The sequence below is a fragment of the Glacieibacterium frigidum genome (genome assembly GCF_007097155.1).
Classification (GTDB): Bacteria; Pseudomonadota; Alphaproteobacteria; order Sphingomonadales; family Sphingomonadaceae; genus Glacieibacterium; species Glacieibacterium frigidum.
In genome coordinates, this window is sequence record NZ_VJWA01000001.1 from 301724 (window position 1) to 328221 (window position 26498).

Consider the following 26498-nt stretch of genomic DNA (forward strand, 5'->3'; position numbering starts at 1 on the left):
GGCGATGCGAGGATAGGTGCGTGGCCGCACTGAACCTCGCCGGGACGTACGTGCGCGATGTGCGGGCGAACATGGCGCGCATTTGGGAGAACGTCCTCGACTGGGAGCATCTGCCCGCGCTCCACGCGTCGAGTTTCGCGGGGTGCGACCTCGTCGAGGCGCGCGCCGACGGGTGGCGCATCCGCCTGCGCGGGCATGGCGGGCCGGACCAGCAGCTGCGGCTCGATTGCGACTTCGATGGCGGGCAGTACCGCGTCACGACTGAGGCCGGGCCGGGCGAGACCAGCGAGATTCGCGTCGCGCTGACCCCGACGGGCGCGCACGCGACGCACGTCGTCGTCGATTACCACGTCCCCGTTGCCGACCCCGAGCGGCTGGCGATGATCGGCCGGGGTTTCGTCGCGGCGTACGAACGGCTGTGGGACGAGGACGAGGCGATGATGCGCCACCGCGAGGCGGCGCTCGCCCCGCGCGCGCGGGTGGCGGTGCCCGAGCGGGTCGATCTTGGTGAGGCGCGGGCGGGGACGGTCTTCGACTTTGGCCCGGGGCGTTTCCGGCTGGTCGAGATGGACGGCGCGCTCGTCGCGCACAGTGTCGTCTGCCCGCATTGGCTCGGCCCGCTCGACGACGCGGCGGTGGTCGACGGCTGTGTCACCTGCCCGTGGCACGGCTACCGGTTCGACGTCACGACCGGCCGCAGCGCCGATGGCCGCGGCCTGCGCCTTGGCCCCGCGCCGCGCATCGCGGTCGAGGATGGGCGCGTGGTGGCGTATCGGGCATGAGGGTCTGCCTGTTCACGCGCTGGCCCGAGGCCGGGAAGGCCAAGACGCGGCTGATCCCGGCGCTCGGCGCGGCGGGTGCTGCAGACCTGCACCGACGGTTGACCGAGCACACGGTGGCGACGGTGCTGGCGAGCGGGCTGCACTGCGAGGTGCGGTCGACGGGGGCTGAGGTCGGGGCGTTCGAGGACTGGCTGGGTGTCGCCGCGATCGACCAGGGTGACGGCGACCTCGGCGAGCGCCTGGCGCGCGCCGCCGAGGACCTGCCCGTGCTCCTGATCGGCGCCGATTGCCCCGGCCTGACGCATGCGCATCTCCAGCGGGCCGCCGACGCTCTGGCGCATGCCGCGGCAGTGATCGGCCCCGCCGAGGACGGCGGCTATTGGCTGCTCGGCCTTGCCGCGCCCGCGCCGGTGTTCGACGGCATCGCGTGGGGCGGGCCGCGCGTGTTTGCGCAGACGGTCGCGCGCCTGTCCGCGCCGCCGGTGGTGCTCGACTGCTTGGCTGACCTCGACGTCCCCGCCGATCTCGCGCGCTGGCCCGGTTTTTGAGCGTCGCGCTCGTCGTCCCGATGCTCAATGAGGCGGCGGCACTGCCGCGCCTGTTGCGCTGCCTGAGCGCCCTCGATCCGGCACCGACGGAGATCGTCTTCGTCGACGGCGGCTCGGCGGATGGTTCGGCGGCGATCGTCGACGCTGCCGGCCATCGCGTCATCACCGCGCGCCGGGGCCGCGCCGCGCAGTCCAACGCCGGGGTCGCGGCGACGACCATGCCCGCCGTCTGCATCCTGCACGTCGACACCTGGCTGCCCGACGACGGCATCGCCGTGGTCGAGCGCACGCTGACGGGTCGCACGGTTCTGGGCGGCTTCACCGCGATCCTGTCGGGGCCAGAGAAGGTCCGCTGGGTCACGAGTTTCCACAACTGGATCAAGACCTGGTACGCGCCGCTGCTCTTCCGCCCGCACTTGTTCCTGCGCGGTGGGCGGCTGTTGTTCGGCGACCACGCGATGTTCTTCCGCCGCAGCGCGTTCGAGGCCGTTGGCGGCTTCGACGAGCGCATGATGGTCATGGAGGAAGCCGACCTGTGCGTCCGCATTGTCGGTCAGGGTCGCACGCGGCTGGTCAACCGCATCGTGCTGACCAGCGACCGGCGCGTCGCGCGCTGGGGCGAGTGGCGCGCGAACTGGGTCTATCTGAAGGTCGGCGTGCTGTGGGGCCTTAATATCCGCCCGAAGCAGCTGGGCGCGCATTATCCGGACGTGCGGTGACGAAGCCGCGCTCGAGGCAATAGGCGATCAGCCGGTCGAGCCACGCACGGTCGGTCGGCGGGCAGGGCGGGACGAGCCGGCTCGCGTTGGCCTGGTCGAACACCGGCGCGCGCGTCAGATAGTTCGTGTAGAGCGCCGCTGCCGCCGCATGCCAGCGCCGCTCGGCGGGAGGCAGCGCGGCGACGTCGAAAGCCAAGGGATCGACGAACTCCGGGTGCCCCAGTCCCGGCACCGCAGCGATCGCCGCGCCGAGGTCGTGGACGCGCGTCGGCGTGGCGGCGGTCAGGTGGACCGTCACCCCCGGGGCCGGCGTCTCGGCGAGCGCGACGAGGCCGCGCCCCACATGGTCGATCGGCACAAGGTCGAGGGTCGCGCGTGCGCTCGCGGGCAGGGTCCGCACCCGCCCCTCGGCGATCAGGCGGAAGATCAGGTAGATGTTCTCGAAGCTGGCGATGGCGCCCGTCATGCTGTCGCCGACCACCACCGACGGCCGCGCGATCGTCCACGGCGCGCTGCTGGCGCGGACCAAAGCCTCGGCCGACGCCTTGCTCGCCTCATAGCCGTTGACGAAGGCCTCGCCGACCTCGCCCTCGCTGATGCGCCCGTCGCGCGTCCCGCAGACATAGGCCGTGGAAACGTGGAGCAGCCGCGCGCCGATCTTTTCGGCGAACGCCACGACATTAGCGGCGCCGCCGACGTTGACCCGCGCGTACGCTTCGGGTGTGGCGTCGAAGGCGGTGATCGCCGCGCAGTGCACGACGAGGTCGGGCCGGAGGTCGATGCCGAGACCCTTTACGGCGACATCGCCCGCCACCGTTTCGCCGTCCGCGCCACGCCGGTGGACGAGGCCGGTGACCTGGTGGCCGCGCTCGCGCAGCCGGACGCACAGGTCGGCGCCGACCAGGCCCGCCGCGCCGGTGACCAATATGTGCATCCCCGCCGCCCTACCGCCCCGCGGCCCGCGCGGCTATACGGCGATGATGCTGCCGTCGCCCTTCGCCGTCACCGCGCCGCCCCTCGCGGCGGAGAAATTCCGCGATCCGGCGACGACGGCGAAGGGCGAGCCGCGTGCTTCGGTGGCGCTGCGGGGCCTCGACACCTTGTGGTTCAACACCGGAACCCTGTGCAACCTGTCGTGCGCGACCTGCTACATCGAGAGTTCGCCGACCAACGACGCGCTCGCCTATCTGACGCTCGCCGAGATGACCGCCTATCTCGACGAAATCGCGCGCGAGGGCCTGCCGACGCGCGAGATCGGCTTTACCGGCGGCGAGCCCTTCATGAATCGCGAGGCGCCCGCGATGATCGCGCTGGCACTCGACCGCGGCTTCGAGGTTCTCGTGCTGACCAACGCGATGCGCCCGATGCGGCGCTTTGAGGCCGCGTTGCTGGCGCTGCCGCGCGAGCGCCTGACGATGCGCGTCAGCCTCGATCACTACACGAAGTTGGTGCACGAGGCCGAGCGCGGCGTCGGGACTTGGGACATCGCCATCGATGGCCTGCGCTGGCTGAGCGCCAACGGCTTTCGCATCGCCATCGCAGGGCGGCATCTGGGCACCGAAAGCGACGCCGACGCCCGCGGCGGTTACGCCGCGTTGTTCGCCGGGCTGGGCCTGCCCGAGCCGGACCTCGTGCTTTTCCCGGAGATGGACGCGGCCGCCGACGTGCCGGAGATCAGCACCGCCTGCTGGGGCATCCTCGGCGTGTCGCTCGACAGCATCATGTGCGCGTCGAGCCGCATGGTCGTGCGCCGCAAGGGCGCCGCTGCGCCCGCCGTGCTGGCGTGCACCCTGCTCGCCTACGACCCGCAATTCGAGCTTAGTGCGACGCTGGCCGAGGCGGCGCGCCCGGTGCCGCTCAACCACCCGCACTGCGCGCGCTTCTGCGTGCTGGGCGGGGCGAGCTGTTCAGGCTGACAGCACCCGTCCCGCGACCGCGTCGAGCTTCGCGATGAGCGCCGGGTCGCGTGCTTCGGGCGCGGTGATCAGCGCCCAGTCGAGGCACGTGTCGATCGGCGAAGCTACCCGCTCCGGCGGCAGCGCGTGTGCCAGCCGGATGACCAGCTCCCGCGCCCGCGCCGCGTTGGCGTGCATGACCCCGAGGATTGCCGACACCTCGACCGGCGCCTCGCCGACGCGCCAGCAGTCGTAGTCGGTGACCATGCCGACCAGCGCGTAAGGCAGTTCGGCCTCACGCGCGAGCTTGGCCTCGGGCATCCCCGTCATGCCGATCACCGCGCAGCCCCAGGACCGGTACAGCTCGCTTTCGGCGCGCGTCGAGAACTGCGGGCCCTCCATCGCGAGGTAGGTCCCGCCGCGGTGCGTGCCCGGCCCGGCGGCGTCGGCAGCCAGCGCCGACAGGCGCGGGCAGACGGGGTCGGCCATCGACACGTGCGCGACGAGGCCGGTGCCGAAGAAGCTCTTGGCGCGTGCGAAGGTGCGGTCGACGAACTGGTCGACGACGACGAAATCCCCGGGCGCATAGCCCTCCTGCAGCGAGCCGACGGCCGAGATCGCCAGCACGTCGGTGCAGCCGGCGCGCTTCAGCACGTCGATATTGGCGCGGTTGTTGAGGTCGCTCGGCGACAGGCGATGCCCCCGCCCGTGGCGGGGGAGGAAGACGAAGCGGTGCCCGGCGATGGTGCCGCTCAACAGCTCGTCCGACGGCTCGCCCCACGGGCTTTCGACCCGCGTCCAGGTCGCGCCCTCCAGCGCGTCGACCGCGTAGAGGCCGGAGCCGCCGATGATGCCGATCGTCCAGTCACTCATGGCGGGCACTTTGACACGCGCGTGGCGGCGCGCAAGAACGCCTGTCGTGATGGCATCCGCAACGGTCGACCTAGACGCCCAGCTCGACGCCGCGACGCGCGATGTCGACATGATCCGCGCCGCGCAGGCGCTCAACGACAACCGCCTCGACATTGCCGAGGCGCTGCTGCGCGCTCGGCTGAAGGCGCGGCCGCACGAGGTCGCGGCGATCCGCATGCTCGCCGAGCTGGCGGGGCGGCTGGGGCGCTATGCCGACGCCGAGACATTGCTACGCCGCGCGCTGGCGCTCGCCCCCGGCTTCGACGCGGCGCGGCACAATCTGGCGGTCGTGCTGCACCGGCAGAGCAAGGTCGAGGAGGCGCTCGTCGAGATCGACGCGCTGATGCAGCGCGACCCGCACGCCCCCGGCTACCGCATCCTGCGCGCCGCGATCCTGGTGCGGCTGGGCGAGTACACGCAGGCGATCGCGACTTACGACGAGGTGCTGGCGGCGCATCCGGCACAGGCGAAGACCTGGATGAGCTACGGCCATGCGCTGAAGACCGTCGGGCGCCAGGCCGACAGCATCACCGCCTATCGCACCGCGCTCGCCGAGACCCCGTCGCTGGGCGAGGCGTGGTGGAGCCTCGCCAACCTCAAGACCGTGCGTTTCGACGACGCCGACATCGCCGCGATGCGCGCCGCACTGGCGGGCGAGCTCGACGACGAGGAGCGCTATCACCTCGATTTCGCTCTCGGCAAGGCGCTCGAGGACCGCGCCGACTATGCCGCGTCGTTCCGCCATTATGCCGCGGGTAATGCGCTGCGCCGCGCCGGTCTCGACTATGACGCCGCCGACACCACCGCGGCGATGGAGGCGGCACGGGCACTGTTCACGCGCGAATTTTTCGCGGCGCGCGCCGGGCAGGGCTGCCCCGATCCCGATCCGATCTTCGTCGTCGGTCTGCCGCGCTCGGGCTCGACGCTGATCGAGCAGATCCTCTCGTCGCATTCGCTGGTCGAGGGCACGATGGAGCTGCCCGATGTCAACGCGCTCGCCCGCCGCCTCGGCGCGCGCGCGAAGGGCGACCCCGGCGAACGCTATGCCGAGCGTCTGCGTGGGCTGGGCGCCGACGAGCTGGCGGCGCTGGGCCGCGAATATCTCGACCGCACACGGGTGCAGCGCAAGACGGCGAAGCCGCTGTTCATCGACAAGATGCCCAATAATTTCGCGCACGTCGGGCTGATCCACCTGATGCTGCCCAGAGCGAAGATCATCGATGCGCGGCGCCACCCGCTCGGCTGCTGCTTCTCAGGGTTCAAGCAGCATTTCGCGCGGGGCCAGGCGTTCACCTACGACCTTGGCGACATCGGCGCCTATTGGCGCGACTATGCCGCGCTGATGGCGCATTTCGACGATGTGCTGCCGGGCCGCGTCCACCGCGTCGATTACGAGACGATGATCGCCGATCCCGACACCGAGATCGCCGCGCTGCTCGCTTATTGCGGGCTCGACTACGAACCGGCGTGCCGGAATTTCCACGAGACCGACCGCGCCGTGCGCACCGCGAGTTCGGAGCAGGTGCGCCAGCCGCTCTACGCCTCGGCTGTGGATCATTGGCAACACTATAACCTTTGGTTGGGTCCGTTGAAAGATTCGCTCGGAAAAGCGCTGGACAGCTACGCGATTGTGTCACAGCCTATCCCCTGAGGTGTAGCGTTAGAAAACGCACATCGGCGTCTTGGGTGGGATCGACGCTTTCAATGGGGGTTTTCACAATGCCGACCAACGTCCGCCGCTCGACCCGTATCGCGCTGTGGCTGACCAGCGCGCTGGCGCTACCCGGCGTGGCGCTGGCGCAGACCGTGCCGCCCACCGAGGTCGCCGCGGCCGACGTCGACGAAGGGCTCGCCGACATCGTCGTCACGGCACGCAAGACGAACGAGACCCTTCAGGACGTGCCGATGTCGATCCAGGTTCTGGGCCAGGCGCGGCTCGACCAGCTGCAGGTGCAGGCCTTCGACGATTATGTCCGCTTCTTGCCGTCGGTGACCTATCAGACCGCCGGTCCCGGCAGCGCGCGCGTCTATTTCCGCGGTGTGTCGTCGGGGGAGAACGCCAACCACTCGTCATCGCAGCCGACCGTCGGTATCTATCTCGACGAGCAGCCGATCACGACGATCCAGGGCGCACTCGACATCCACCTTTACGACATCGCGCGCGTCGAGGCGCTCGCCGGGCCGCAGGGCACGCTGTACGGCAGCTCGTCCGAAGCCGGCACGATCCGCATCATCACCAACAAGCCAGACCCGTCGAAATTCTCGGGCGCCTTCGACTTCGAGGTCAACAAGGTCACCGACGGCGAGTTCGGCTATGTCGCCGAGGGCTTCGTCAACGTGCCGCTGAGCGACAAGATCGCGGTCCGCGCCGTCGGCTGGTACGACAAGGACGCCGGCTTCATCGACAATGTGCTGGCGACGCGACGCTTCCCGGTGTCCGGCATCCTCGCCACCACCGCGCCGTTCGTCGAGGACGACTATAACGACGTCGAGACCTATGGCGGGCGCATCGCGCTGGGCATCGAACTCGACGACAGCTGGACGATCACGCCCGCGATCATGGGCCAGAAGCAGCGGTCGGACGGCTTTTTCGGCCAGGAATCGGGCCGTGCCAAGAAGCGCCAGGTCGCCCAGTTCAATCCCGAGTTCAATACCGACGACTGGTACCAAGCGTCATTGACCATTGAGGGCAAGGTCGGCGACTGGTCGCTGACCTATGCCGGCGCCTATCTGAAGCGCAACATCGACGGCATCTCCGACTACTCCGACTATTCCTATTTCTACGACGCGCTGAACGGGTCGGGGGCGTACATCTGCGACAATGCCGGAAACCTGGTCAGCCCGAACCAGTACATCATCTCGAAGCCGCGCTTCACCAAGCAGAGCCACGAATTCCGCATCGCCTCGCCCGCCGACAAGCGGCTGCGGCTGATCGCCGGCCTGTTCTACCAGCGCCAGAAGAACGGCATCGAAGAAAATTACATCATCGACAATATCGCCGACATCATCACGGTGAAGGGCACCGACAGCAACATCTGGCTGACCAAGCAGGTCCGCGTCGACCGCGACTATGCGGTGTTCGGCGAGCTGGCGTACGACATCACCGACAAGCTGACGCTGACCGCTGGGACGCGCGTCTACAAGTACGACAACTCGCTGGTCGGCTTCTTCGGTTATGCCGCCGGATTCAGCAGCCGCACCGGCGAGGCCGCGTGCTTCAATACCGACGGGACGACGCGGCGCTCCAATCCGGCGGGTACGCCGGTGCCGAACACCGTCGCCGGGGCGCCCTGTATCAATCTCGACCGGCGCACCAAGGACACCGACTGGCTGCCCAAGGTCAATCTGACCTACAAGATCAACGACGACGCATTGGTCTATGCGACCTTCAGCCGGGGCTTCCGCCCGGGCGGCATCAACCGGCGCGGAACGGTGGAGCCCTATGCCCCCGACGTGCTCGACAATTACGAGCTGGGCTTCAAGACAAGCTTTGCCGACAACAAGGTCCGGTTCAACGGCGCGATCTACCAGCTCGACTGGGACGACGTGCAGTTCTCGTCGCTGGGCGAGAACGGGCTGACGATCATCCGCAACGCCGGCAACGCGCGCATCCGCGGCTTCGAATTCGACCTTAATGTGCAGCCGACGACGGGCCTGACGCTGGGGGTCAGCGGCAGCTACAACAACGCCAAGCTGGTCACCGACTTCTGCGCCTCCGCCAATTCGACGCAGGACTGCACGATCCCCGGGCCGGGAGGCGCGGCCAACTCGGTGCTGGCTCCGGCGGGCACGCGGCTGCCCGACACCGCGCGCTTCAAGGGCAATGCCGTGGCGCGCTATGAGGTCGAGGTCCGCGACGGCATCGACGCGCACATCCAGGGTGCGGTGGTGCGCGAGGGCAAGCGCTTGGGCGACCTGCGTCCGGCCACGCGCGCGATCGTCGGCGACTTTCCGGGCTATACGACGGTCGATCTGAGCGTCGGCTTCAAGACCGGGCGCTTCTCCGCCGAGCTCTACGGTACCAATATCTTCGACGTGAACGGCCAGACGTCGCGCAGCGTGCAGTGCGGGGAAAGCATCTGCGGCGATCCCGACGGCGTCACCGCGTCGGGCGGCATCTTCTACACCTATGTCATCCGCCCGCGGACGATCGGACTGAAGGTCGGCACCAAGTTCTAGGCAGAACAAGCCGGGAACGAAATCGGGGCGCGGGGGGTTCTCCTCCGCGTCCTTTTTTCGTGGAGATCATTGTGAGCGACACCGAGAACCCCAAGACCAACCCGACGTCGAATGCCGAGAAGGACCCCGCCGACTGGACGACGGGCGACGAGCCGATGACCGGCGCGCAGGCGTCGTACCTGAAGACGCTGAGCGAGGAGGCACACGAGGAGTTCGACCCCGAGCTCAACAAGGCCGACGCGTCGATCCGCATCGACGAGTTGCAGGAGCAGACCGGGCGCGGCCGCTAGGGCAGGGGCAGGGGCAGGGGCAGCGCGGCGACGGGGCGGAGCGTCAGCGCCGCCTCCTCGAGTACCGCCAGCGCGCGCCATCCCGTCTGCAAGCGCCGCGCAGATGCGAGCCAGGCGGTCGTGCCCGGCCCGCGCGGCAAACGCTCGACGGCCGCGACCGCACTCGCGACATCGCCCGCGGCGAGCGCGGCATCAGCGCGCGCCATCGGATCGTCGGCGCGGGCATTGCTGCGTTCGCGCACCTCGACGACGCTCGCCAGCCCTGCGGTGAAGCGGCCCCACCAGCCGGCATCGGGGGCGGGCGCAGTGCCGCGCAGGCGGGCGAGCCCGGCGCGCAGCGTCGCAGGCGTGACCGGCGCGCTGCCGAGTGCCACCACCGCCTCGACCTGGGGGCCCTGGGTGTCGGCGAACAGCGCGCGCAACGGCGTCGCGAGGCCCGGCGTCCAGCGTCCCGCCTCGATCGCGCGGCGTGCCGCGAGGACGCTGAGCGCACCCTGCGCCCGGTCGGCATCGACGCGCGCGGCCTGCAGGGTCAGCACCGTCTGGCCCGCGTTCGCATCGACGCGGCCGGTCAGCGCTGCGACGCTGCCGGTCAATGTGTCGATCCGCGCGGTGCCCGCATCGCTGGTGCGCTCGAGACCCTCCAGCCGTGCCTCGAGTGCTGCGACGCGCTCGTTGCTCTGCGGGGCCGCGACGGGCGCGACCAATTGCTGCGGGGCGCGCGCCTCGACCGCGCGCAGGCGCGCATCGAGTGCCGCAACGACGGCAGGATCGACGCCGGTGCTGGTCTCGACGTCGGCGAAGCCCGGGATCTGCGAGCGGATGTTGCGCTCGAACCAGGGGTTGGCGATCAGCCCGAGCGCGAAGGTGAACAGCGCGGCGGCCAGCACCCACGGTACCACCCCGCGCCGCGGCGGCGGGGTCATCGCGATCGGCTTGCCCGCCAGGCGCGCGCGCAGGCGTTCGGTGGCATCGGCCGGTTCTTCGCTGGCATCCATGGGCGCCCTATTCGCACGCCAGACGCGCGGCGGCAAAGAGCGCATCCTCGGTCGGCTCGGCTGCGACCGCGATTGCCGCCCACCCAGTGCCCGCGGCGGCGGCAATGGCGGGGCTCAGCGCGGCGATGCGCACGGCCGCAGGGTCACCGCTGAACAGCGCGGCGAAGCGCGCGGCGGTGCGGGCCGAGTAGAGGAGCGCGAGGTCGAAATCTTCGGCCGGCAACGCTTCGGCGAGGTCGGCAGCATAGACGGTGACCACGCCGACGCTCAGCGCTTCGGGCACCACCGCCGCACTGCGGTCGGCCCCTGCCAGATGCAGCAGCCGAGTGACCCCGTCGCCGGCGGCCTGCGCGAACACCGCGCTTGCATCGCCGCGGGCGACCCGGACATCGCAGAACCCCGCCGCGCGCGCCGCCTCGCCGGTCGCCGCACCCACGGCGTAGGCGGGCAGGTGCGCCAGCGCGGCCAAATCACCACCGAGCGCCGGAGCGGCCGCTGAGGTGAACGCCACCGCCTGCCAGTCGCCCGGCGGCAATTCCCACGCCACCGCCCGAGGAATCAGCAGCGGCGCGACGATCGGCTCATGCCCAAGTGCGCGCAGCCGCCCGGCCGTCCGCGACGCGGCGGGTTCCGGCCGGGTGACGAGGACGCGCAGGCTTTACTCTCCGAACTGCGCGCGCAGCTCCGGCGAGGCGCGCGCCAGCAGCTCGGCCGCGAGCAACGCGACTGCATCCCTGGCGCCCGCGAGCGGCGCGTGCGTCGCACCGTGCTGCCGCTCCGTCCCGTCGTTGCGGATGATCTCGCCGGAGAAGCTGACCGAACCGTCGGCCACGCGCGCCAGCGCCGCGACGGGCGAGTGGCAGTCGGCGTCGAGGCACGCGAGGAAGTGGCGCTCGAGCAGCACCGCCGCATGCGTGTCGGCATCGTCGATGCGCGCCACCGCGTCGCCCACCGCCGCGTCGCCCTTGCGGATCGCAATGCCCACCGCGCCCTGCGCCGGCGCGGGCAGCCAGTCGTCGATCTCCAGCGCATGCCCCGCGTCGATGCCGAGCCGGTCGAGCCCCGCCGCCGCCAGCAGCGTTGCGTCGAAATCGCCCGCCGCGATCCGCGCCAGCCGCGTCGCGACATTGCCGCGCAGCATCTCGATGACGAGGTCGGGCCGGCGGGCGAGCAGCTGCGCCGCCCGCCTGGGGCTCGACGTGCCGACCTTCGCACCGTGGCGCAGCGCGCCCAGCGTCGCCGTACCGATCAGCCGGTCGCGGACATCGGCGCGCGGCATCATCGCAGCGAGCGCGACGCCGTCGTTCAGGTCGGTCTCGACATCCTTCATCGAATGCACCGCGAAATCGATGCGGCGGTCGATCAGCGCGGCGTCGAGTTCCTTGGTCCACAGCGCCTTGCCGCCGATCTCGGCGAGCGGCCTGTCCTGGACGCGGTCGCCCGTCGTCGTGATCACCACGATCTCGCAGGTCGTGCCATGCACGGCGAGCGCACCCGCCACCATGTTCGCCTGCGCCAATGCCAGCGGCGAACCGCGCGTCCCGAGCTTCAGATTTGTCGTCATGCCCGCGCCTTGTGCTAGGGCAGCCGCGACATGGCAAGCAGCCCCGCCCCAATCGCATCGTCGCCGCCCGTCACCGTGCGGCGGCTGACCCGCGCCGACGCCCCGGTCGCCGGGTCGCTGCACCGCGCGTCGTACGAGGATCGCCTGCCCTGGCTCGCCGGGCGGCACGACGAGGCCGGATTCATACGCTTCTTCGCCGACACGCTGATCGACGCGGGGCCGGTCTGGGGGGCCTTCGCCGACGACCGCCTGCTCGGCTTCATCGCGCTGCGGGGTGACCTCGTCGACCAGCTGTTCATCGCGCCCGGGCACCAGTCGCAGGGGGTCGGTAGCCTGCTGCTCGATCTCGCCAAGGCGAGTGCGGAGCGGCTGACGCTCGTGGTTTTCGAGCGCAACGAGGCGGCGTGGCAATTCTACGAGCGGCGCGGCTTCGTGGCGGTCGAGCATCGCGACGGCACGTGCAACGAGGAGGGCGAGCCCGAGATCCTCTATGCCTGGCAGCGCGGACCAGGCGATTGCCCCCGCGAACGCTTCGGCGATGGGCCGGCACTGGCCGACACGCTGCTCGCCTTGGTGCTGGCGGGCGTCAAGACAGCGACCTGCTGGGACGCGCGCGAAGGACTGAAGGGGTCGGCGATCGGCGGCCGCTGGGCCGCGCTCGACGGCGCCGGTGCACCGCGCGCGCTGCTCGAGACGGTCGAACTGACGACCCGTCGCTTCGACGAGGTCGATGCCGGCTTCGCGTTCGACGAGGGCGAGGACGACCGCAGCCTCGCGGCGTGGCAGCGCGAGCATCGCGCCTACTTCCAGCGCAACGGGCATTTCGCCTCCGACATGCCGCTGTGCTGCGAGCGTTTCCGCCTGGTCGCCGCACTATGACGCTGATCCTCGGCATCGAATCGAGCTGCGACGAGACCGCGGTCGCGCTGGTCCGCGGCGACCGCAGTATCGTCGCGCAGGCGGTGGCGAGCCAGGATGCCGACCATCGGCCGTTCGGCGGCGTCGTGCCCGAACTCGCGGCGCGCGCGCATGTCGAGGCGCTGACGCCGATGATCGAGCGCGTGCTGCGCGACGGCGGGGTGCGGCTCGCGGACGTCGATGCGATCGCCGCGACGGCCGGGCCGGGGCTGATCGGCGGGGTGATGGTCGGGCTGGTCACCGCCAAGGCGCTGTGCCTTGCCGCGCACAAGCCGCTGCTCGCGGTCAATCATCTCGAGGGGCACGCGCTCAGTCCGCGGCTCGTCGATGCGGAGCTCGAGTTTCCGTATCTGCTGTTGCTCGTCTCGGGCGGGCATTGCCAGCTGCTCGCGGTCGAAGGGGTCGGGCGCTACCGGCGTCTCGCGACGACGATCGACGATGCGGTCGGCGAGGCGTTCGACAAGACCGCGAAGATTCTGGGGCTGGGATTCCCCGGCGGGCCGGCGGTCGAGCGGGCGGCGCGCGAGGGCGACGCGCGGGCGGTGCCGCTGCCGCGCCCGATGGTCGGCTGGCCCGAGCCGCACTTCTCCTTCGCCGGGCTGAAAAGCGCGGTGCTGCGCGCGCATGCGACGGGCAATTACGGCATCCCCGATCTCGCCGCGTCGTTCCAGGCGGCGGCGGTCGACTGCCTCGTCGACCGGACGCAGCGCGCGCTGCGCAGCATGCCCGAGGCGAAAGCCCTCGTCGTCGCGGGCGGGGTCGCGTCGAACGGCATTGTCCGGACAGCTTTGGCGGGTCTGGCCGCGACGCACGGCACGAGGTTCGTCGCGCCGCCGCCGTGGCTGTGCACCGACAATGCCGCGATGATCGCCTGGGCCGGGGCAGAGCGGCTGGCGCTCGGGCTGGTCGACGGGCTCGACGCGCCGGCGCGGCCGCGCTGGCCGCTCGATCCGGATGCGGAAATCGCGCGCGGTGCAGGGATCAAGGCATGAAGGTCGGCGTGATCGGCGGCGGCGCGTGGGGCACCGCGCTGGCGTGCGTGCTCGCGGGCAAGGGGCTCGACGTGCTGCTCTGGGCGCGCGAGGGCGCGGTCGTCGATGGGATCAACGCCAGGGAGGGCAACCCGCGCTTTCTGCCCGGCGTCGCGCTGCCGCCCGGCATCGCCGCCACGACGCGCCTCGCCGATCTCGATGCCTGCGACCCGTGGCTCGTCGTCGCGCCCGCGCAGCATCTGCGCAGCGTTATCGCCGCCGCCCCGTCGGGGCCGCGCACGCTGGTGCTGTGCGCCAAGGGGATCGAGGCCGACACGCATCTGCTGATGGCCGAGGTCGCGGTGCAGGCGAACCCCCAGGCGACGTGCGCGGTGCTGTCGGGGCCGACCTTCGCCGCCGAGGTCGCAAGCGGCCTGCCGACCGCGATCACGCTGGCGTGCGCCGACGCAGGTGTGGGCGAGAGCCTCGTCGAACTGCTCGCGACGCCGCGCTTTCGCCCGTACCTGACCGACGACGTGACGGGGGCCGAGATCGGCGGCGCGGTCAAGAACGTGCTGGCGATCGCTTGCGGCGTCGTGATCGGGCGGGGGCTCGGCGAGAACGCCCGCGCGGCATTGCTGTCGCGCGGCTATGCCGAGATGCTGCGCTTCGCCTCCGCGCGCGGCGGGCGGGTCGAGACGTTGGGCGGGCTGTCGGGGCTCGGCGACCTCGTGCTGACCTGCGGGTCACCGAAGTCGCGCAACATGAGCCTCGGCATCGGCCTGGGCAAAGGCCGGTCGGCCGCCGAACTGTTGGGCAGCCGCGACACGGTGGCGGAGGGTGCGGCGACCGCGCCGGTGCTCGTCGCGGCGGCGCGCGCGGCAGGGGTCGAAATGCCGATCGCGGCGGCGGTCGCCGCGCTGCTCGATGGGGCCGAAGTGGCCGAGACCATCGATGCCCTGCTCAGCCGACCGTTGGGGCGGGAAGGCTAGAAGTCGACCGCGATCCCGCCCTTTTCCCAGTCGCCGTAACGCACCGGGTCGAGCCCGCCCCGGCCGCCCATCTCGGGTTCGGGCAGGACGCTCGGCTCCATCTCGGGCTCGGGTTCGGCGGGGAGCAGGCCGGGGGGGAGGTCGTCGTCTTCGTAATCGGGCCGCGATGCCATGGGGGTTCTCCGTGCGCGCCGCTTGCGCTAGTCGCTTCTTAACGCCGGGGAACGGCGAAGGGGACCCGTCGATGACCTATGCACGCGCGACGCTCGACGGGCGGATCGTCGCACTGACCGGCGCGGGCAGCGGCATCGGGCGCGCGCTCGCGGTGCTTCTGGCGGGCAAGGGCTGCCGCCTGGCGCTGGCCGATAAGGACGCCGAAACGCTGGCCGAGACCTCGCGGCTGCTCGGCAACGCGCACCACGCGACGACGGTGCTCGACGTCAGCGAGGACGCCGGGGTGAAGGCTTGGCTCGACGGCGCGGCGGCGGAGTTCGGCGGGCTCGACGCGGTGATCAACAATGCCGGGCTGACCGTGATGGGGTCGTTCATCGAGACGCCCGAGGCCGATTTCGACCGCGTCATGGCAGTGAACTTCGACGGCGTGGTCAGCGGCTGCCGGCACGCGCTGCCGCACCTGAAGGGCCGCCCCGCGGCGTGGATCGTCAACCTCAGCTCGGTGTTCGGCATGATGGGCTATCCGGGGCAGGCGGCGTACAACGCGTCGAAGTTCGCGGTGCGCGGCCTGTCGGAGGCGCTGCACCTCGAGCTCGCGGTCAGTCATCCCGAAATCCGCGTCGTCCGCGTCCACCCGGGCGGGATCAAGACCAATGTCGTGCGCAACGGCAAGCTGGTCGGCACGATGCCCGTGCCGTCGGACTTCGACCATGCCGACGCCTTCGAGAAGAGCTCGCCGACGACGCCCGCGCAGGCGGCGAAGGTCATCGTCGACGGCATGGAGAAGGGGCTTCACCGCGTGCTGATCGGCCCCGACGCGAAGATGATCGACTGGCTGACGCGGCTGTATCCCAACACTTATTTTCAGAAGATCGGTAGATTCTTGAACAAGCAGAAAGCGACTTGAGGGCCCCCGATCCCCCCGGCCTCGCGTCGCGGCGCGGTGCGGCACGGCTGCTCGATGCGGTGCTCAAGCAGGGCCTGCCGCTCGACGGCGCGCTCGACGGCGCTTTGCGCGGCATCAAGCGGCCCGACGACCGGGCGCTGGCGCGCAATCTCGCGAGCAGCGTGCTGCGCTGGCTGCCCGACCTCGACGCGCTGATCGACGGCGCGACGCAGCGGCCGCTGCCCGACGATGCGCGGGCGCGGATGGCGCTGCGCACCGGCATGGCGGGGCACCTGCTGCTCGGCACGCCCGACCATGCGGTGATCGCGACGACGCTGGCGCAGCTGGAGGGCGGTCCGCGCCGTCTCGCGCACGCGGTGCTGTCGCGGCTGTTCCGCGAAGGGGCCAAACTGCCCGACCTGCCGACGCTGCCCGGCGATTTTGCGACGCGCTGGGCGATGTGGGGCGAGGACGTGCCCGCTGCGGCCGCGGCGCTGCTGGCGCACGAACCGCCTCTCGACGTGACGCTGCGCGACCCCGCGACGACCGACGAATGGGTCGAGAAACTCGGCGGCACCAGCCTGATGCCCGGACATGTGCGGCTTGCGGGCGGCACCGCGATCCCGATGCTGCCGGGCTATACCGACGGCGCGTGGTGGGTGCAGGACATCGCCGCGCAGCTGCCGGCGCGCCTGCTCGGCGTGCAGCCGGGGATGCGCGTCCTCGACCTGTGCGCGGCGCCCGGCGGCAAGACGATGCAGCTGGCGGCAGCGGGAGGTACGGTGACCGCGCTCGACGTGTCGAGCCAGCGGCTGGCGCGGGTGCGCGAGAACCTGACGCGCACCGGGCTCAGCGCGGAGATCGTCACCGCCGACGCGCTGACCTGGCAGCCGAAAGGGCAGTTCGACCGCATCCTTCTCGACGCGCCGTGCTCGGCGACCGGCGTGTTCCGCCGCCATCCCGACGTGCTGCACCTGAAGGGCGCGCGCGACCTGACGCCCGTGCTGGGCCTGCAGCGGGCGCTGCTCGACCGCGCACTCGGCTGGCTCGCGCCGGGCGGGCGACTGGTGTTCTCGACCTGCTCGCTCGACGTGCGCGAGGGCGAGGACCAGGTCGCTGGCCGCGCGGTGGAGGCGATTCAGCCGGACGAGCTGCCCGCCGGCGTCGTTCCGGCTTCCGGCATCGTGCGGCTGGTGCCCGGCGTGCTGGGCGATGCGGGGGGCTGCGACGGCTTCTTCATCGCGCGGCTGACGGCGTAACGGACCCGCCTTGCGCGTGTCACAACCCACGCGCATCATGGGCGGAATGCGCGTCGTCATCCCCGCTTTGCTCGTCGTCGCCGCGGGCCTGGGCGTGCGCGCGGCGAGTGCACCGCAGGCGGGCGTCGAGCTGTTTTCGCCCAGCGGCAGCGTCGAGCGCGTCGAGCAGATCAAGATCCGCTTCGCGACGCCGATGGTGGCGTTCGGCGATCCGCGCCTGCCTGCGCCGGGGACGGGTAACTGCACCGCGAAGGCGCCCGGCCGCTGGGTCGACGCGCGGACCTTTGCGGTCGATCTGTCGGCACCGCTGCCCGGCGGCCTGCGCTGCACCTATACGCTGACCCCGGGCCTCAAGGACGCCGCCGGCGCACGCGTTGTTGGCCGTACGACCTTCGCCTTCGACACCGGCGGGCCCAACATCCGCTCGATCATCCCGCAGGAGGACAGCGGGTCGATCGAGGAGGACTCGGTCTTCCTGCTCGCGCTCAACGCCTTGCCGACCCCGGCGAGCGTCGCGGCGCACGCGTCGTGCACGATCGAGGGCGTCGGCGAGGCGGTGCCGCTCGACCTGCTGCCCAACGCAACGCGCGACAAGATCCTCAGCGAAGCGGGCCAGGACTACAGTGTGCGCCGCTTCCTCGGCGAGGCGGGGCAGCGCAAGGCCGAGTACGAGGGCGAGGAGATCCCGCCGCGCGCCGAGATCGTCGCCGCCAAATGCCGCCGCGCCTTCCCGGCGGGCGGGCGCGTCGCGATCCTGTGGGGTGCGGGCATCGCGAGCCCCGCTGGCCTCGTCACCGCCGCGCCGCGCCGCCTCGACTTCCAGGTCCGCGCGGCGTTCGCCGCCCGCTTCGAATGCTCGCGCGTCAACGCGGCCGCCGCCTGCTCGCCGCTCGAGGCGATGCGCGTCGCGTTCACCGGCGAGGTGCCCGTCGAACTCGCGGCGAAGGTCCGCCTCGTCGGGCCATCGGGCAGCGTCGCGGCCGACAAGATCGAGGGGCGCAAGACGACGATCGGCTGGGTCAAGTTCTCCGGCCCCTTCGACGAGCGCGCGAAATACCGCGTCGAGATGCCCGCCGGGCTGACCGACGACGCGGGCCGCACGCTCGCCAACGCCGCGCGCTTCCCGCTCGAGGTCGCGACCGGCGACCTGCCGCCGCTCGCCAAGTTCGCCGGGCCGTTCGGCATCGTCGAGGCGGCCGAGGGCGGCGTGTTGCCGGTCACGCTGCGCGGCATCGAGGCGCCGGCGCGCGGCCTCAGCACCGTGCCGCTCAACGCCCGCACCATCGCCGTCGACAGCGACGCGACCGTCGCCCGCTGGCTGCGCGCGCTCGAAGAGGCAGAAACCGACACCAGCTATCAGGAGCCGATCGCCGGCACCAAGGACACGCAGACGATCAACACGACCCGCTCGACGCCGCTGATCCAAGCCGGCGCCGATGCACGCGCGCTGACCATCCCCAAGCCCGGTGGCGCCCGCGCCTTCGAGGTCGTGGGCATCCCGCTCAAGACCAATGGCTTCCACGTCGTCGAGATCGCCTCACCGATCCTGGGGCGCGCGCTGCTCAGCAAGGGCGGCACGCGCTATGTCGCGGCGGGCGCGCTGGTCACCGACATGGCGGTGCATTTCCAGTGGGGCCGCGGCCGGAGTCTTGCGTGGGTGACGCGGCTGAAGGATGCGACCGTCGTCGCGGGCGCGAAGATTGCGGTCAGCGATTATTGCTCGGGCCAGGTCCTGTGGACGGGCACCACCGACCGCAGCGGCCGCGCCGTGATCGGCGATCTGCCCGACCCCGCAAGCTATGGCAGCTGCCGCTACAGCCAGCCGCCGCTGATGGTCAGCGCGCGTACTGTGGACGACTATAGTTTCACGATCACCACCTGGAATCAGGGCATCCAGCCCGGCGATTTCCAGCTGCCGACCGGCTATGGCCGCGACAACGACACCTATCACAGCGTCTTCGACCGCACGCTGCTGAAGGCGGGCGAGACCGTCCACATCAAGCACTTCATCCGCACGCGCAGCGACCGGGGCCTGGGTTTCCCCGCCGAGCTGCCCAAGAACCCCAGCGTCGTCATCCGCCACACCGGCTCCGACCAGAGCTATGAGCTGCCCCTCGCGCTTGGCCGCGACGGGGTCGGGGTCAGCGAATGGGCGGTGCCCAAGGACGCCGCGCAGGGCGATTACGAGGTGTCGATCGCCGAGACCGGCGCGACCGACCGCAAGGTGTCGGGCAGCTTCAAGGTCGACGAGTTCCGCCTGCCGACGATCCGCGCGACGGTGCGCGGGCCCGCCGCCAAGCAGGTCGCGCCGACCGCGGTGCCGATCGACCTGTCGCTGACCTATTTGTCGGGCGGCGCCGTGGCGCGCGCGCCGGTCAAGCTGCGGACGCTCGTCGAGACGCGCGACGTCGAGATCGCCGACTATCCGGGCTTCACCTTTGCGGGCGAGCCGGTGAAGGCGGGCATCGTGCCGCTCGGCGGCGGCGAGGAGGCCGAGAGCGCCGGCCCGATGCGCGCCTCGGTCGAGCCGGTGACCCTCGCTGCGAACGGCGGCGCGCGCGTCACGGTCGGCAAGCTGACCCCGGTGACCCGCCCGTCGCGGCTGGTCGCCGAAATGGACTACGACGACGCCAACGGCGAGGTCGCGACGGTCAGCGCCAATATCGACCTCGACCCTTCGTCCCTGCGTGTCGGCATCGCCGGCGACGGCTGGCTGATGAAGGCCGACGATCTGCGGCTGAAGCTCGTCGTGCTCGATCTCGACAACCGCCCGGTCAAGGGTGCTCGGGTCAAGGTCGCGCTGTTCAGCCGCGAGACCTACTCGTACCGCAAGCGCCTGATCGGCGGCTTCTACGCCTACGACAACAGCCGCGAGACCAAGCAGCTCGACGCCGACTGTACCGGCACCAGTGACGACAAGGGTCTCGTCAGCTGCGCCATCGACGTGGGCGTGTCGGGCGAGGTCATCGCCCAGGCGACGGTGGCCGACTCGAGCGGCCGCGTCTCGACCGCCACCAAGTCGGTCTGGCTTGCGGGTGACGACGACTGGTGGTTCGGCGGCGACAACGGCGACCGCATGGATGTCGTGGCGGAGGCTCCCGAGGTCGCTGCGGACGGCGTCGCGCGGCTGCAGGTCCGCATGCCCTTCCGCAGCGCGACCGCGCTGGTCAGCGTGCTGCGCGACGGGGTGATCGACAGTTTCGTGACGCAGCTCGACGGTAAGGATCCCGTCGTCGAGGTGCAGATGAAGCGCGGCTATGCCCCCGACGTCTATGTCTCGGTGCTCGCGGTGCGCGGGCGCGTCGCCGGGTGGCGGCTGTGGCTGGCCGACCTCGCGCGGCGCTGGAACCTGCCGTGGATCAGCCGCGACGCCGCGTCGCCGACCGCGCTCGTCGACCTCGCCAAGCCGAGCTACCGCCTCGGCATGGTCAAGCTGCGCGTCGGCTGGGACGATCACCGGCTGGGGGTGAAGGTCGCAAGCGACGCGCCGACCTACGGCGTGCGCAAGGTCGCGCAGGTCGCGGTGCAGGTGACCGCGCCCAAGGGTCGCACGCTGCCGTCGGCGGAGATCGCCTTCGCCGCCGTCGACGAGGCGCTGCTGCAACTGCAGGACAATGCCAGCTGGGACGTGCTGACCGCGATGATGGCGGAGCGGCCAGTCTGGGTGCAGACCTCGACCGCGCAGGGACAGGTCGTCGGCAAGCGCCACTATGGCCGCAAGGCGGTCGCCGCGGGCGGCGGCGGCGGCGAGGGCGCCGGCGGCGACGTGCGGCGCGATTTTCAGCCGCTGCTGCTGTGGCGGGCACGCGTGCCGCTTGACGCGCAGGGCCGCGCGCGCGTCGCGGTGCCGCTGAACGACGCGCTGACAGGCTTCCGTCTCGTCGCGGTGGCGAGCGCGGGGGCCGATCTGTTCGGCACGGGCAGCGCGACGATCCGGACGACGCAGCCGCTGCAGATCCTGCCCGGTATCCCGCCGCTGGTGCGCGAAGGCGACCGCTATGTCGCGACCGTGCTGGCGCGCAACGCCACCGCGAAGCCGATGCGCATCACGCTGACCGGCCGCGCGGGGACGCTGACGCTGCCGGCGCGCACCGTCGATGTCGCGGCGAATGACGCCGTCACCGTCGGCTGGGCGGTCGTCGCGCCGCCGATGTCCGAGCCCTTGCCGTGGAGCGTCGACGCGGTCGCGAGCGCCAACCGCGACCGGGTGCAGGTTGTCCAGACAATCGCGCCCGCGGTACCCGTCACCGTGTGGCAGGCGAGCCTCGTCCAGCTCTCGCCCTCGACGCAGTTCCCCGTCGCGCTGCCCGTCGGCGGGCTTCCCGGACGCGGCGGCATCGACATCGCGCTCAGCCGGACACTGGGCGGCACGCTGCCGGGGGTGCGCGCCTACATGGCCGCCTACCCCTACGACTGTATCGAGCAGCAGTTGAGCCGCGCCGTGTCTCTCGGCGACCGTGCGATGTGGGACCGCACCGCGGCGGCTCTGCCCGCCTATCTCGACCCCGACGGGCTGGTGCGTTTCTTCCCCGCGTCGTGGATCGCCGGCGACGACAGCCTGACCGCGTACATCCTGCGCCTGTCGGCGGACGCGGGCTGGGCGCTGCCCGCCGAGGCGCGCGAACGGATGATCGCGGGGCTGCAGAGCTTCGTCGCCGGGCGCACGGTGCGCAGCCACGCCGAGGTGCTGGTCATCGACAAGGGCACGGGCGACGCGGAGGTTGCGGGCTTCGGCGGCGATCTCGCGACGCGGCGGCTGGCGGCGGTCGCGGCGCTGACCGCGGCGGGGTCGGCGACGCCGACGATGGTCGAGCCGCTGGCGCTGACTCCCGACGCCTGGCCGACGATCGGCGTCGTCGACTGGGCCTATATCCTGCAACGCCTGCCCGGCATTCCCGATGCGGCGACGAAGCTGACGCAGGCGGAGAACGTGCTGCGCGCGCGTCTCGACCTGCAGGGCACGCGCCTGACGCTGGCGCGCGCCGACGACCCCTGGCAGGTCCTCGCGAGTGGCGACACGACCGCAGCGCGCCTGCTGACCACCGTCGCACCGCTGCCCGGTTGGCGCGACGACATCGGGGCGCTGGCGAAGGCGCTGATGCTGCGCCAGCAGAAGGGGCACTGGGACACGACGCCCGCCAACGCCGTCGGTACGCTGGCGATGGCGGACTTCTCGCGCCGCTTCGAGCGTGTGCCCGTCGGCGGCACGACGCGCGTGACCGTCGGGGCCGCGGCACGCGATTTCGCCTGGGGGTCGGGCGACCCCGCGCCGCAGACCCTGGCCTGGCCGCCGGCGCGCGCGCCGCTTGCCGCGACGCACACCGGCTCCGGCGCGCCCTGGGCAACGATCACCGCGCGCGCCGCGGTGCCGCTGACCAAGAGCTTCGCGAGCGGCTTCGCGGTGCGCCGCCAGGTGTTCCCGGTGTCGCGCGCGCTGCCCGACCGCTGGTCGCGCGGCGACGTGATGCGCGTGCGGATCGAGGTGACGTCGCGCGCCCCGGTCGAGTGGGTGGTCATCGACGACCCCGTTCCCGGTGGCGCGACGATCCTCGGCGGGTCGCTCGGCGGCCGCTCGCAGATCCTCGCGGGCGGCACCGCACAGGGGCTGCAGCCGACCTTCGTCGAGCGCAAGGCGGACGCCGTGCACGCGCACTTCGCGTGGATGCCGAAGGCGCCCGTGGTCTATGAATACACGCTGCGGCTGGGCAGCCAGGGCGTCTTCCGCCTGCCGCCGACCAAGGTCGCGGCGCTGTATTCGCCCGAGATGATGGCGCTGATCCCCAACCGCATCGTCGAGGTGGCGGCGGCGAAGTGAAGCGCTGGGCGATTGCCGCCGGGCTGGCGGTCGCGGTCATTCTCGCGATCGTCACCTGGCCCCCCGCACTCCCCGATTATCCGCAAGTCCGCGCCGCGTGGGTCAGCAGCGAGGCGCGCCTGCTCGCGCGCGACGGGCGGGTGCTGGAGGTCGTGCGCGCCGACCCCAAGGTGCGCCGCCTCGACTGGGTGCCGCTGACGCGCATCGCCGCACCGCTGGTCGATGCGGCGATCGCGCAGGAGGACCGGCGCTTCCGCGACCATGGCGGCGTCGACTGGCGGGCGCTGGCGGGGTCGGTGCGCGACCGGCTGCGCGGGCGGCCTTTGCGCGGGGCGAGCACGATCACCATGCAGCTGGCGGGGCTGCTCGACCCGGTGCTCGGACGGTCGGGGTCGCGGGGGCCGCTGCAGAAGCTGCGCCAGATGCGCGCGGCCTGGGCGCTCCAACGCCGCTGGAGCAAGGACCAGATCCTCGAGGCGTGGCTCAACCTGCTGCCGTGGCGCGGCGATCTGGTCGGGGTCGATGCCGCGGCGCGGGGCCTCGCGGGGGTGCCGCCGTCGGCGCTCGACGCCGCCCAGTCGCGCATCCTCGCGGCGCTGATCCCCGCGCCCGCCGCGTCGCCGGCGCGGGTCGCGGCGCGTGCCTGCCGGGGTGAGGGCGACTGCACGGCATTGCTCGCCACTGCCGACCGGATGCTGGGGCCGCGGGCGGCGCTCGTCCAACCGCACCTTGCCCCCCACCTCGCCGCGCGCCTGCTCGGCCCCGCGACGCGCGAGGTGCGCACGACGGTCGACGCCGACGTCCAGGCGTTCGCGACCGAAGCGCTGACCCGCCGCCTCGCCGAACTGAGCACGCGAAACGTCCGCGACGGCGCGGTCATCGTGGTCGACAATGAGAGCGGCGACATCCTCGCCTATGTCGGGTCGGCGGGCGCGGCGTCGACCAGCCCCCAGGTCGACGGCGCCGCCGCACCGCGCCAGGCGGGGTCGACGCTGAAACCCTTCCTGTACGGTCTGGCGATCGAGCGCCGCCTGCTGACCGCCGCCTCGGTCCTCGACGACAGCCCCGTCGATCTCGACACCGCGAGCGGCCTCTACATCCCGCAGAACTACGACCGGACCTTCCGGGGGCCGGTCAGCGTGCGGTCGGCGCTGGGCAACAGCCTCAACGTCCCGGCGGTGCGGACCCTGCTGCTGGTCGGCGTCGATGCCTTCCGCGAGCGCCTGTTCGACACCGGTTACCGCGGCATCAGCCGCGAGGGCGATTACTACGGTTTCAGCCTCGCGCTCGGCTCGGCCGAGGTCACGCTCGTCGAACAGGCCGCCGCCTATCGCAGCCTGGCGCGTGGCGGGCGCTGGTCGCCGCTGCGGCTGACACCGGTGACCGTGACCGAGCGCGCCGTCCTCGACCCGACTGCCGCCGCCATCGTTGCCGACATCCTGAGCGACCCCGCAGCGCGCACCGCGACCTTCGGCACCGCGAACGGCTTCGCGCTGCCCTTCCCGGCGGCGGTCAAGACGGGGACGTCCAAGGCCTTGCGCGACAACTGGTGCATCGGCTTCACCGATCGCTTCACGGTCGCGGTCTGGGTCGGCAATTTCGAGGGCGACGCGATGGGCGCGGGCGTGTCGGGGGTCAGCGGCGGCGCGCCGGTGTGGCGAGAGATTATGGCGTGGCTGCACCGTGACGCCCCCGCCAGCGGGTTGCCCGCCCCCGGCACCGTGCGCCACCGCGTCACCTTCGTCCCCGCCATCGAGCCGCCGCGCAGCGAGCTGTTCATGCCGGGCACCGAGCTCGACACCGTCCGCGTCGCCCCCGCCGCCGCCGAGCGGCCGCGCCTGCTCAGCCCGGCGAACGGCGCGGTAATCGCGCTCGATCCCGATATCCCCCGCGACCGCCAGCGCGTCGCGATCCGCGTCGGTGGAGCAGCACCCGGCATGCGCCTCGACATCGACGGGCGGGCGCTGCCGCTGACCGGGGCGCTCTGGCCGCCGCTGCCCGGCGCACACCGCATCACGCTGCGCGCGCGCGACGGCAAGCCGCTCGATACCGCGCTCGTGACGGTGCGCTAGCCGCACGGTTCGACCCGGCGGCCCAAATCGGCTACCAGCCCGGCCCATGTCCCCCATCAAACCCACGGTCGTGATTGTCGGCCGCCCCAATGTCGGCAAATCGACGCTGTTCAACCGCCTCGTCGGGCGCAAGCTGGCGCTCGTCGACGATACGCCCGGCGTGACGCGCGACCGGCGCGAGGGCGCGGCGCAGCTGTTCGACCTCGACTTCACGATCGTCGACACCGCCGGCTTCGAGGATGCCGATGCCGCGAGCCTCGCGGGCCGCATGCGCGCGCAGACCGACGCGGCGCTGGGCGAGGCCGATGTCGCGCTGCTGGTGTTCGACGCGCGCGCCGGCGTGACGCCGCTCGACCGGCATTTCGCGCAGTGGCTGCGCAGCCACGACATGAAGGTGCTGCTCGTCGCCAACAAAGCCGAGGGGCGCGCGGGCGAGGGCGGCGTCGCCGAATCGTACGAGCTGGGGCTGGGTGCCCCGATCCAGATCTCGGCCGAGCACGGCGAGGGGCTCGCCGACCTGTACGAGGCGCTGATGCCCGTCCTCGACCCGATCGTCGCGGCCAATGCGCTGCCCGAGGAGGAGCCCGACGAGAGCCCCGAGGCCGAGGAAGCGCGGCGCTATGCCGAGCCGCTCAAGTTCGCGATCGTCGGGCGGCCCAATGCGGGCAAGTCGACGCTGATCAACCGGCTGCTCGGCCAGGACCGGCTCGTCGTCGGGCCCGAGGCGGGGATCACCCGCGACTCGATCGCGATCCCCTGGGAGTATAACGGGCGGGCGGTGCGCCTGATCGACACCGCCGGCCTCAGGAAACGCGCGCGCGTCATCGACAAGCTCGAGAAGATGTCGGTCGCCGACACCAAGCATGCGGTCGACTTCGCCGAGGTCGTGGTGCTGCTGCTCGACGCGACGCTGGGGCTGGAGGCGCAGGACCTGCGCATCGCGGACTTGGTGCTCAGCGAGGGACGAGGCCTCATCGTCGCGCTCAACAAATGGGATGTCGCCGCCGACCAGTCGAGCCTGTTCCAGGGGGTGCGCAAGGCGCTCGACGAGGGGTTGGCGCAGATCAAGGGCGTGCCGCTGCTCACCGTCTCGGGCCAGACCGGCAAGGGGCTCGACACGCTGATGAAGGTGGCGTTCGAGGCGCGCGATGCGTGGAGCCGCCGCGTCAGCACATCGGCGCTCAACCGCTGGTTCGAGGCAGCACTCGACCGCAACCCGCCGCCCGCGCCGCACGGGCGGCGCATCAAGCTGCGCTATGCGACGCAGGTCACCAGCCGCCCGCCGACCTTCGTGGTGTTCGGCAACCGGACCGACGAACTGCCCGAGTCGTATCGCCGTTACCTCGTCAACGGCCTGCGCGACGAACTGGGTTTCGAGGGCGTGCCTATCCGCCTGACCTTCCGCGGCGGCAAGAACCCCTTCGACGGCGACCGATAGTTTCGCCTCCGGGCCGGGAATCCGCTTTCCTATTGGGGTACAAAATAGGAACATGACGATACATGGATAGGAGTTTCCCCATGATC

21 protein-coding genes are annotated in these 26498 nt (G+C 71.5%); 15 read left to right on the plus strand and 6 right to left on the minus strand.

The features are described 5' to 3' along the window. Positions 1 to 20: 20 nt before the first annotated feature. From FMM06_RS01410 to FMM06_RS01420, 3 genes are read left to right on the plus strand one after another with little or no spacing between them, the layout of a single operon-like run. Entirely contained in the window at positions 21 to 782 is a 762-nt protein-coding gene (locus tag FMM06_RS01410; RefSeq protein WP_143554439.1) for a Rieske 2Fe-2S domain-containing protein, read from the plus strand. Then, a complete protein-coding gene (locus FMM06_RS01415) occupies positions 779 to 1330 on the plus strand; it encodes a TIGR04282 family arsenosugar biosynthesis glycosyltransferase (protein WP_143554440.1) in 552 nt (183 codons plus the stop codon). Before FMM06_RS01410 ends, FMM06_RS01415 begins: the two co-directional genes overlap by 4 nt. Beyond that, complete coding sequence (locus tag FMM06_RS01420; protein WP_143554441.1) at positions 1327 to 2049, plus strand: glycosyltransferase; 723 nt, start codon at positions 1327 to 1329, stop codon at positions 2047 to 2049. Before FMM06_RS01415 ends, FMM06_RS01420 begins: the two co-directional genes overlap by 4 nt. Here the strand turns inward: FMM06_RS01420 and FMM06_RS01425 are convergent. Then, on the minus strand, positions 2000 to 2983 hold the full coding sequence (locus tag FMM06_RS01425) for an SDR family oxidoreductase (protein ID WP_143554442.1): 984 nt from the start codon (positions 2981 to 2983) through the stop codon (positions 2000 to 2002). The two genes, FMM06_RS01420 and FMM06_RS01425, sit on opposite strands and share 50 nt — an antisense overlap. A 46-nt stretch (positions 2984 to 3029) precedes the next feature. Here FMM06_RS01425 and FMM06_RS01430 point away from each other — a divergent pair, with 46 nt between their 5' ends. Beyond that, entirely contained in the window at positions 3030 to 3965 is a 936-nt protein-coding gene (locus FMM06_RS01430) for a radical SAM protein (RefSeq protein ID WP_235889012.1), read from the plus strand. Here the strand turns inward: FMM06_RS01430 and FMM06_RS01435 are convergent. Continuing rightward, positions 3957 to 4817 (minus strand): S-methyl-5'-thioadenosine phosphorylase, encoded by an 861-nt coding sequence (locus FMM06_RS01435; protein WP_143554444.1) that lies wholly within the window; start codon positions 4815 to 4817, stop codon positions 3957 to 3959. The two genes, FMM06_RS01430 and FMM06_RS01435, sit on opposite strands and share 9 nt — an antisense overlap. 49 nt (positions 4818 to 4866) lie before the next feature. Here FMM06_RS01435 and FMM06_RS01440 point away from each other — a divergent pair, with 49 nt between their 5' ends. The 3 genes from FMM06_RS01440 (at position 4867) to FMM06_RS01450 (ending at position 9325) form a co-directional block, all read left to right on the plus strand. Next, positions 4867 to 6507: a tetratricopeptide repeat-containing sulfotransferase family protein gene (locus FMM06_RS01440; RefSeq protein WP_207790264.1), complete on the plus strand. Its 1641-nt coding sequence runs from the start codon at positions 4867 to 4869 to the stop codon at positions 6505 to 6507. Between the two features lie 68 nt (positions 6508 to 6575). Then, complete coding sequence (locus tag FMM06_RS01445) at positions 6576 to 9035, plus strand: TonB-dependent receptor (protein WP_235889014.1); 2460 nt, start codon at positions 6576 to 6578, stop codon at positions 9033 to 9035. A 71-nt stretch (positions 9036 to 9106) separates the two neighbouring features. Beyond that, the gene (locus tag FMM06_RS01450) at positions 9107 to 9325 is read left to right on the plus strand and encodes a DUF3072 domain-containing protein (RefSeq protein ID WP_143554446.1); all 219 of its coding nucleotides are present in this window, start codon (positions 9107 to 9109) and stop codon (positions 9323 to 9325) included. Here the strand turns inward: FMM06_RS01450 and FMM06_RS01455 are convergent. Genes FMM06_RS01455 through hemC form a run of 3 tightly spaced genes read right to left on the minus strand, consistent with a single transcriptional unit; the run spans position 9322 to position 11887 of the window. Beyond that, a complete protein-coding gene (locus FMM06_RS01455; protein WP_143554447.1) occupies positions 9322 to 10323 on the minus strand; it encodes a hypothetical protein in 1002 nt (333 codons plus the stop codon). The genes FMM06_RS01450 and FMM06_RS01455 overlap by 4 nt on opposite strands. Positions 10324 to 10330: 7 nt before the next feature. Next, positions 10331 to 10978 carry a uroporphyrinogen-III synthase gene (locus FMM06_RS01460; RefSeq protein ID WP_143554448.1) on the minus strand — a complete coding sequence of 216 codons (648 nt, stop codon included), beginning with the start codon at positions 10976 to 10978 and terminating at the stop codon, positions 10331 to 10333. A 3-nt stretch (positions 10979 to 10981) separates the two neighbouring features. Then, positions 10982 to 11887: a hydroxymethylbilane synthase gene (gene hemC / locus FMM06_RS01465; RefSeq protein ID WP_143554449.1), complete on the minus strand. Its 906-nt coding sequence runs from the start codon at positions 11885 to 11887 to the stop codon at positions 10982 to 10984. Between the two features lie 30 nt (positions 11888 to 11917). Here hemC and FMM06_RS16915 point away from each other — a divergent pair, with 30 nt between their 5' ends. The 3 genes from FMM06_RS16915 to FMM06_RS01480 are packed head-to-tail and all read left to right on the plus strand — an operon-like array spanning position 11918 to position 14768. Beyond that, positions 11918 to 12766: a GNAT family N-acetyltransferase gene (locus FMM06_RS16915; protein ID WP_207790222.1), complete on the plus strand. Its 849-nt coding sequence runs from the start codon at positions 11918 to 11920 to the stop codon at positions 12764 to 12766. Next, positions 12763 to 13797 carry a tRNA (adenosine(37)-N6)-threonylcarbamoyltransferase complex transferase subunit TsaD gene (gene tsaD / locus FMM06_RS01475; RefSeq protein WP_143554450.1) on the plus strand — a complete coding sequence of 345 codons (1035 nt, stop codon included), beginning with the start codon at positions 12763 to 12765 and terminating at the stop codon, positions 13795 to 13797. The genes FMM06_RS16915 and tsaD overlap by 4 nt, the downstream gene beginning before the upstream one ends. Continuing rightward, positions 13794 to 14768: an NAD(P)H-dependent glycerol-3-phosphate dehydrogenase gene (locus tag FMM06_RS01480; protein ID WP_143554451.1), complete on the plus strand. Its 975-nt coding sequence runs from the start codon at positions 13794 to 13796 to the stop codon at positions 14766 to 14768. The genes tsaD and FMM06_RS01480 overlap by 4 nt, the downstream gene beginning before the upstream one ends. On the opposite strand, the gene FMM06_RS01485 is transcribed toward FMM06_RS01480, so the two are convergent. Continuing rightward, positions 14765 to 14941, minus strand: coding sequence for a DUF1674 domain-containing protein (locus FMM06_RS01485; protein WP_143554452.1), 177 nt, complete (start codon positions 14939 to 14941; stop codon positions 14765 to 14767). The genes FMM06_RS01480 and FMM06_RS01485 overlap by 4 nt on opposite strands. 71 nt (positions 14942 to 15012) lie before the next feature. Here FMM06_RS01485 and FMM06_RS01490 point away from each other — a divergent pair, with 71 nt between their 5' ends. The 5 genes from FMM06_RS01490 to der are packed head-to-tail and all read left to right on the plus strand — an operon-like array spanning position 15013 to position 26412. After that, entirely contained in the window at positions 15013 to 15849 is an 837-nt protein-coding gene (locus tag FMM06_RS01490; RefSeq protein WP_143554453.1) for an SDR family NAD(P)-dependent oxidoreductase, read from the plus strand. Next, positions 15846 to 17087 (plus strand): RsmB/NOP family class I SAM-dependent RNA methyltransferase, encoded by a 1242-nt coding sequence (locus tag FMM06_RS01495; RefSeq protein ID WP_143554454.1) that lies wholly within the window; start codon positions 15846 to 15848, stop codon positions 17085 to 17087. The genes FMM06_RS01490 and FMM06_RS01495 overlap by 4 nt, the downstream gene beginning before the upstream one ends. 46 nt (positions 17088 to 17133) lie before the next feature. Beyond that, complete coding sequence (locus tag FMM06_RS01500; protein ID WP_185964993.1) at positions 17134 to 22902, plus strand: alpha-2-macroglobulin family protein; 5769 nt, start codon at positions 17134 to 17136, stop codon at positions 22900 to 22902. Further along, entirely contained in the window at positions 22899 to 24974 is a 2076-nt protein-coding gene (gene pbpC, locus FMM06_RS01505) for a penicillin-binding protein 1C (RefSeq protein WP_143554456.1), read from the plus strand. The genes FMM06_RS01500 and pbpC overlap by 4 nt, the downstream gene beginning before the upstream one ends. A gap of 46 nt (positions 24975 to 25020) precedes the next feature. Further along, positions 25021 to 26412: a ribosome biogenesis GTPase Der gene (gene der / locus FMM06_RS01510; RefSeq protein WP_143554457.1), complete on the plus strand. Its 1392-nt coding sequence runs from the start codon at positions 25021 to 25023 to the stop codon at positions 26410 to 26412. Positions 26413 to 26498: the final 86 nt, after the last annotated feature.

What these genes read in the sequence shown, in the direction of transcription:
- FMM06_RS01415 (WP_143554440.1), top strand. Translation starts at nt 779, where the DNA reads ATGAGGGTCTGCCTGTTCACGCGCTGGCCCGAGGCCGGGAAGGCCAAG.
- FMM06_RS01425 (WP_143554442.1), bottom strand. Translation starts at nt 2,983, where the DNA reads ATGCACATATTGGTCACCGGCGCGGCGGGCCTGGTCGGCGCCGACCTG.
- FMM06_RS01430 (WP_235889012.1), top strand. Translation starts at nt 3,030, where the DNA reads ATGCTGCCGTCGCCCTTCGCCGTCACCGCGCCGCCCCTCGCGGCGGAG.
- FMM06_RS01435 (WP_143554444.1), bottom strand. Translation starts at nt 4,817, where the DNA reads ATGAGTGACTGGACGATCGGCATCATCGGCGGCTCCGGCCTCTACGCG.
- FMM06_RS01440 (WP_207790264.1), top strand. Translation starts at nt 4,867, where the DNA reads ATGGCATCCGCAACGGTCGACCTAGACGCCCAGCTCGACGCCGCGACG.
- FMM06_RS01445 (WP_235889014.1), top strand. Translation starts at nt 6,576, where the DNA reads ATGCCGACCAACGTCCGCCGCTCGACCCGTATCGCGCTGTGGCTGACC.
- FMM06_RS01455 (WP_143554447.1), bottom strand. Translation starts at nt 10,323, where the DNA reads ATGGATGCCAGCGAAGAACCGGCCGATGCCACCGAACGCCTGCGCGCG.
- hemC (WP_143554449.1), bottom strand. Translation starts at nt 11,887, where the DNA reads ATGACGACAAATCTGAAGCTCGGGACGCGCGGTTCGCCGCTGGCATTG.
- FMM06_RS16915 (WP_207790222.1), top strand. Translation starts at nt 11,918, where the DNA reads ATGGCAAGCAGCCCCGCCCCAATCGCATCGTCGCCGCCCGTCACCGTG.
- tsaD (WP_143554450.1), top strand. Translation starts at nt 12,763, where the DNA reads ATGACGCTGATCCTCGGCATCGAATCGAGCTGCGACGAGACCGCGGTC.
- FMM06_RS01480 (WP_143554451.1), top strand. Translation starts at nt 13,794, where the DNA reads ATGAAGGTCGGCGTGATCGGCGGCGGCGCGTGGGGCACCGCGCTGGCG.
- FMM06_RS01485 (WP_143554452.1), bottom strand. Translation starts at nt 14,941, where the DNA reads ATGGCATCGCGGCCCGATTACGAAGACGACGACCTCCCCCCCGGCCTG.
- FMM06_RS01490 (WP_143554453.1), top strand. Translation starts at nt 15,013, where the DNA reads ATGACCTATGCACGCGCGACGCTCGACGGGCGGATCGTCGCACTGACC.
- FMM06_RS01500 (WP_185964993.1), top strand. Translation starts at nt 17,134, where the DNA reads ATGCGCGTCGTCATCCCCGCTTTGCTCGTCGTCGCCGCGGGCCTGGGC.
- der (WP_143554457.1), top strand. Translation starts at nt 25,021, where the DNA reads ATGTCCCCCATCAAACCCACGGTCGTGATTGTCGGCCGCCCCAATGTC.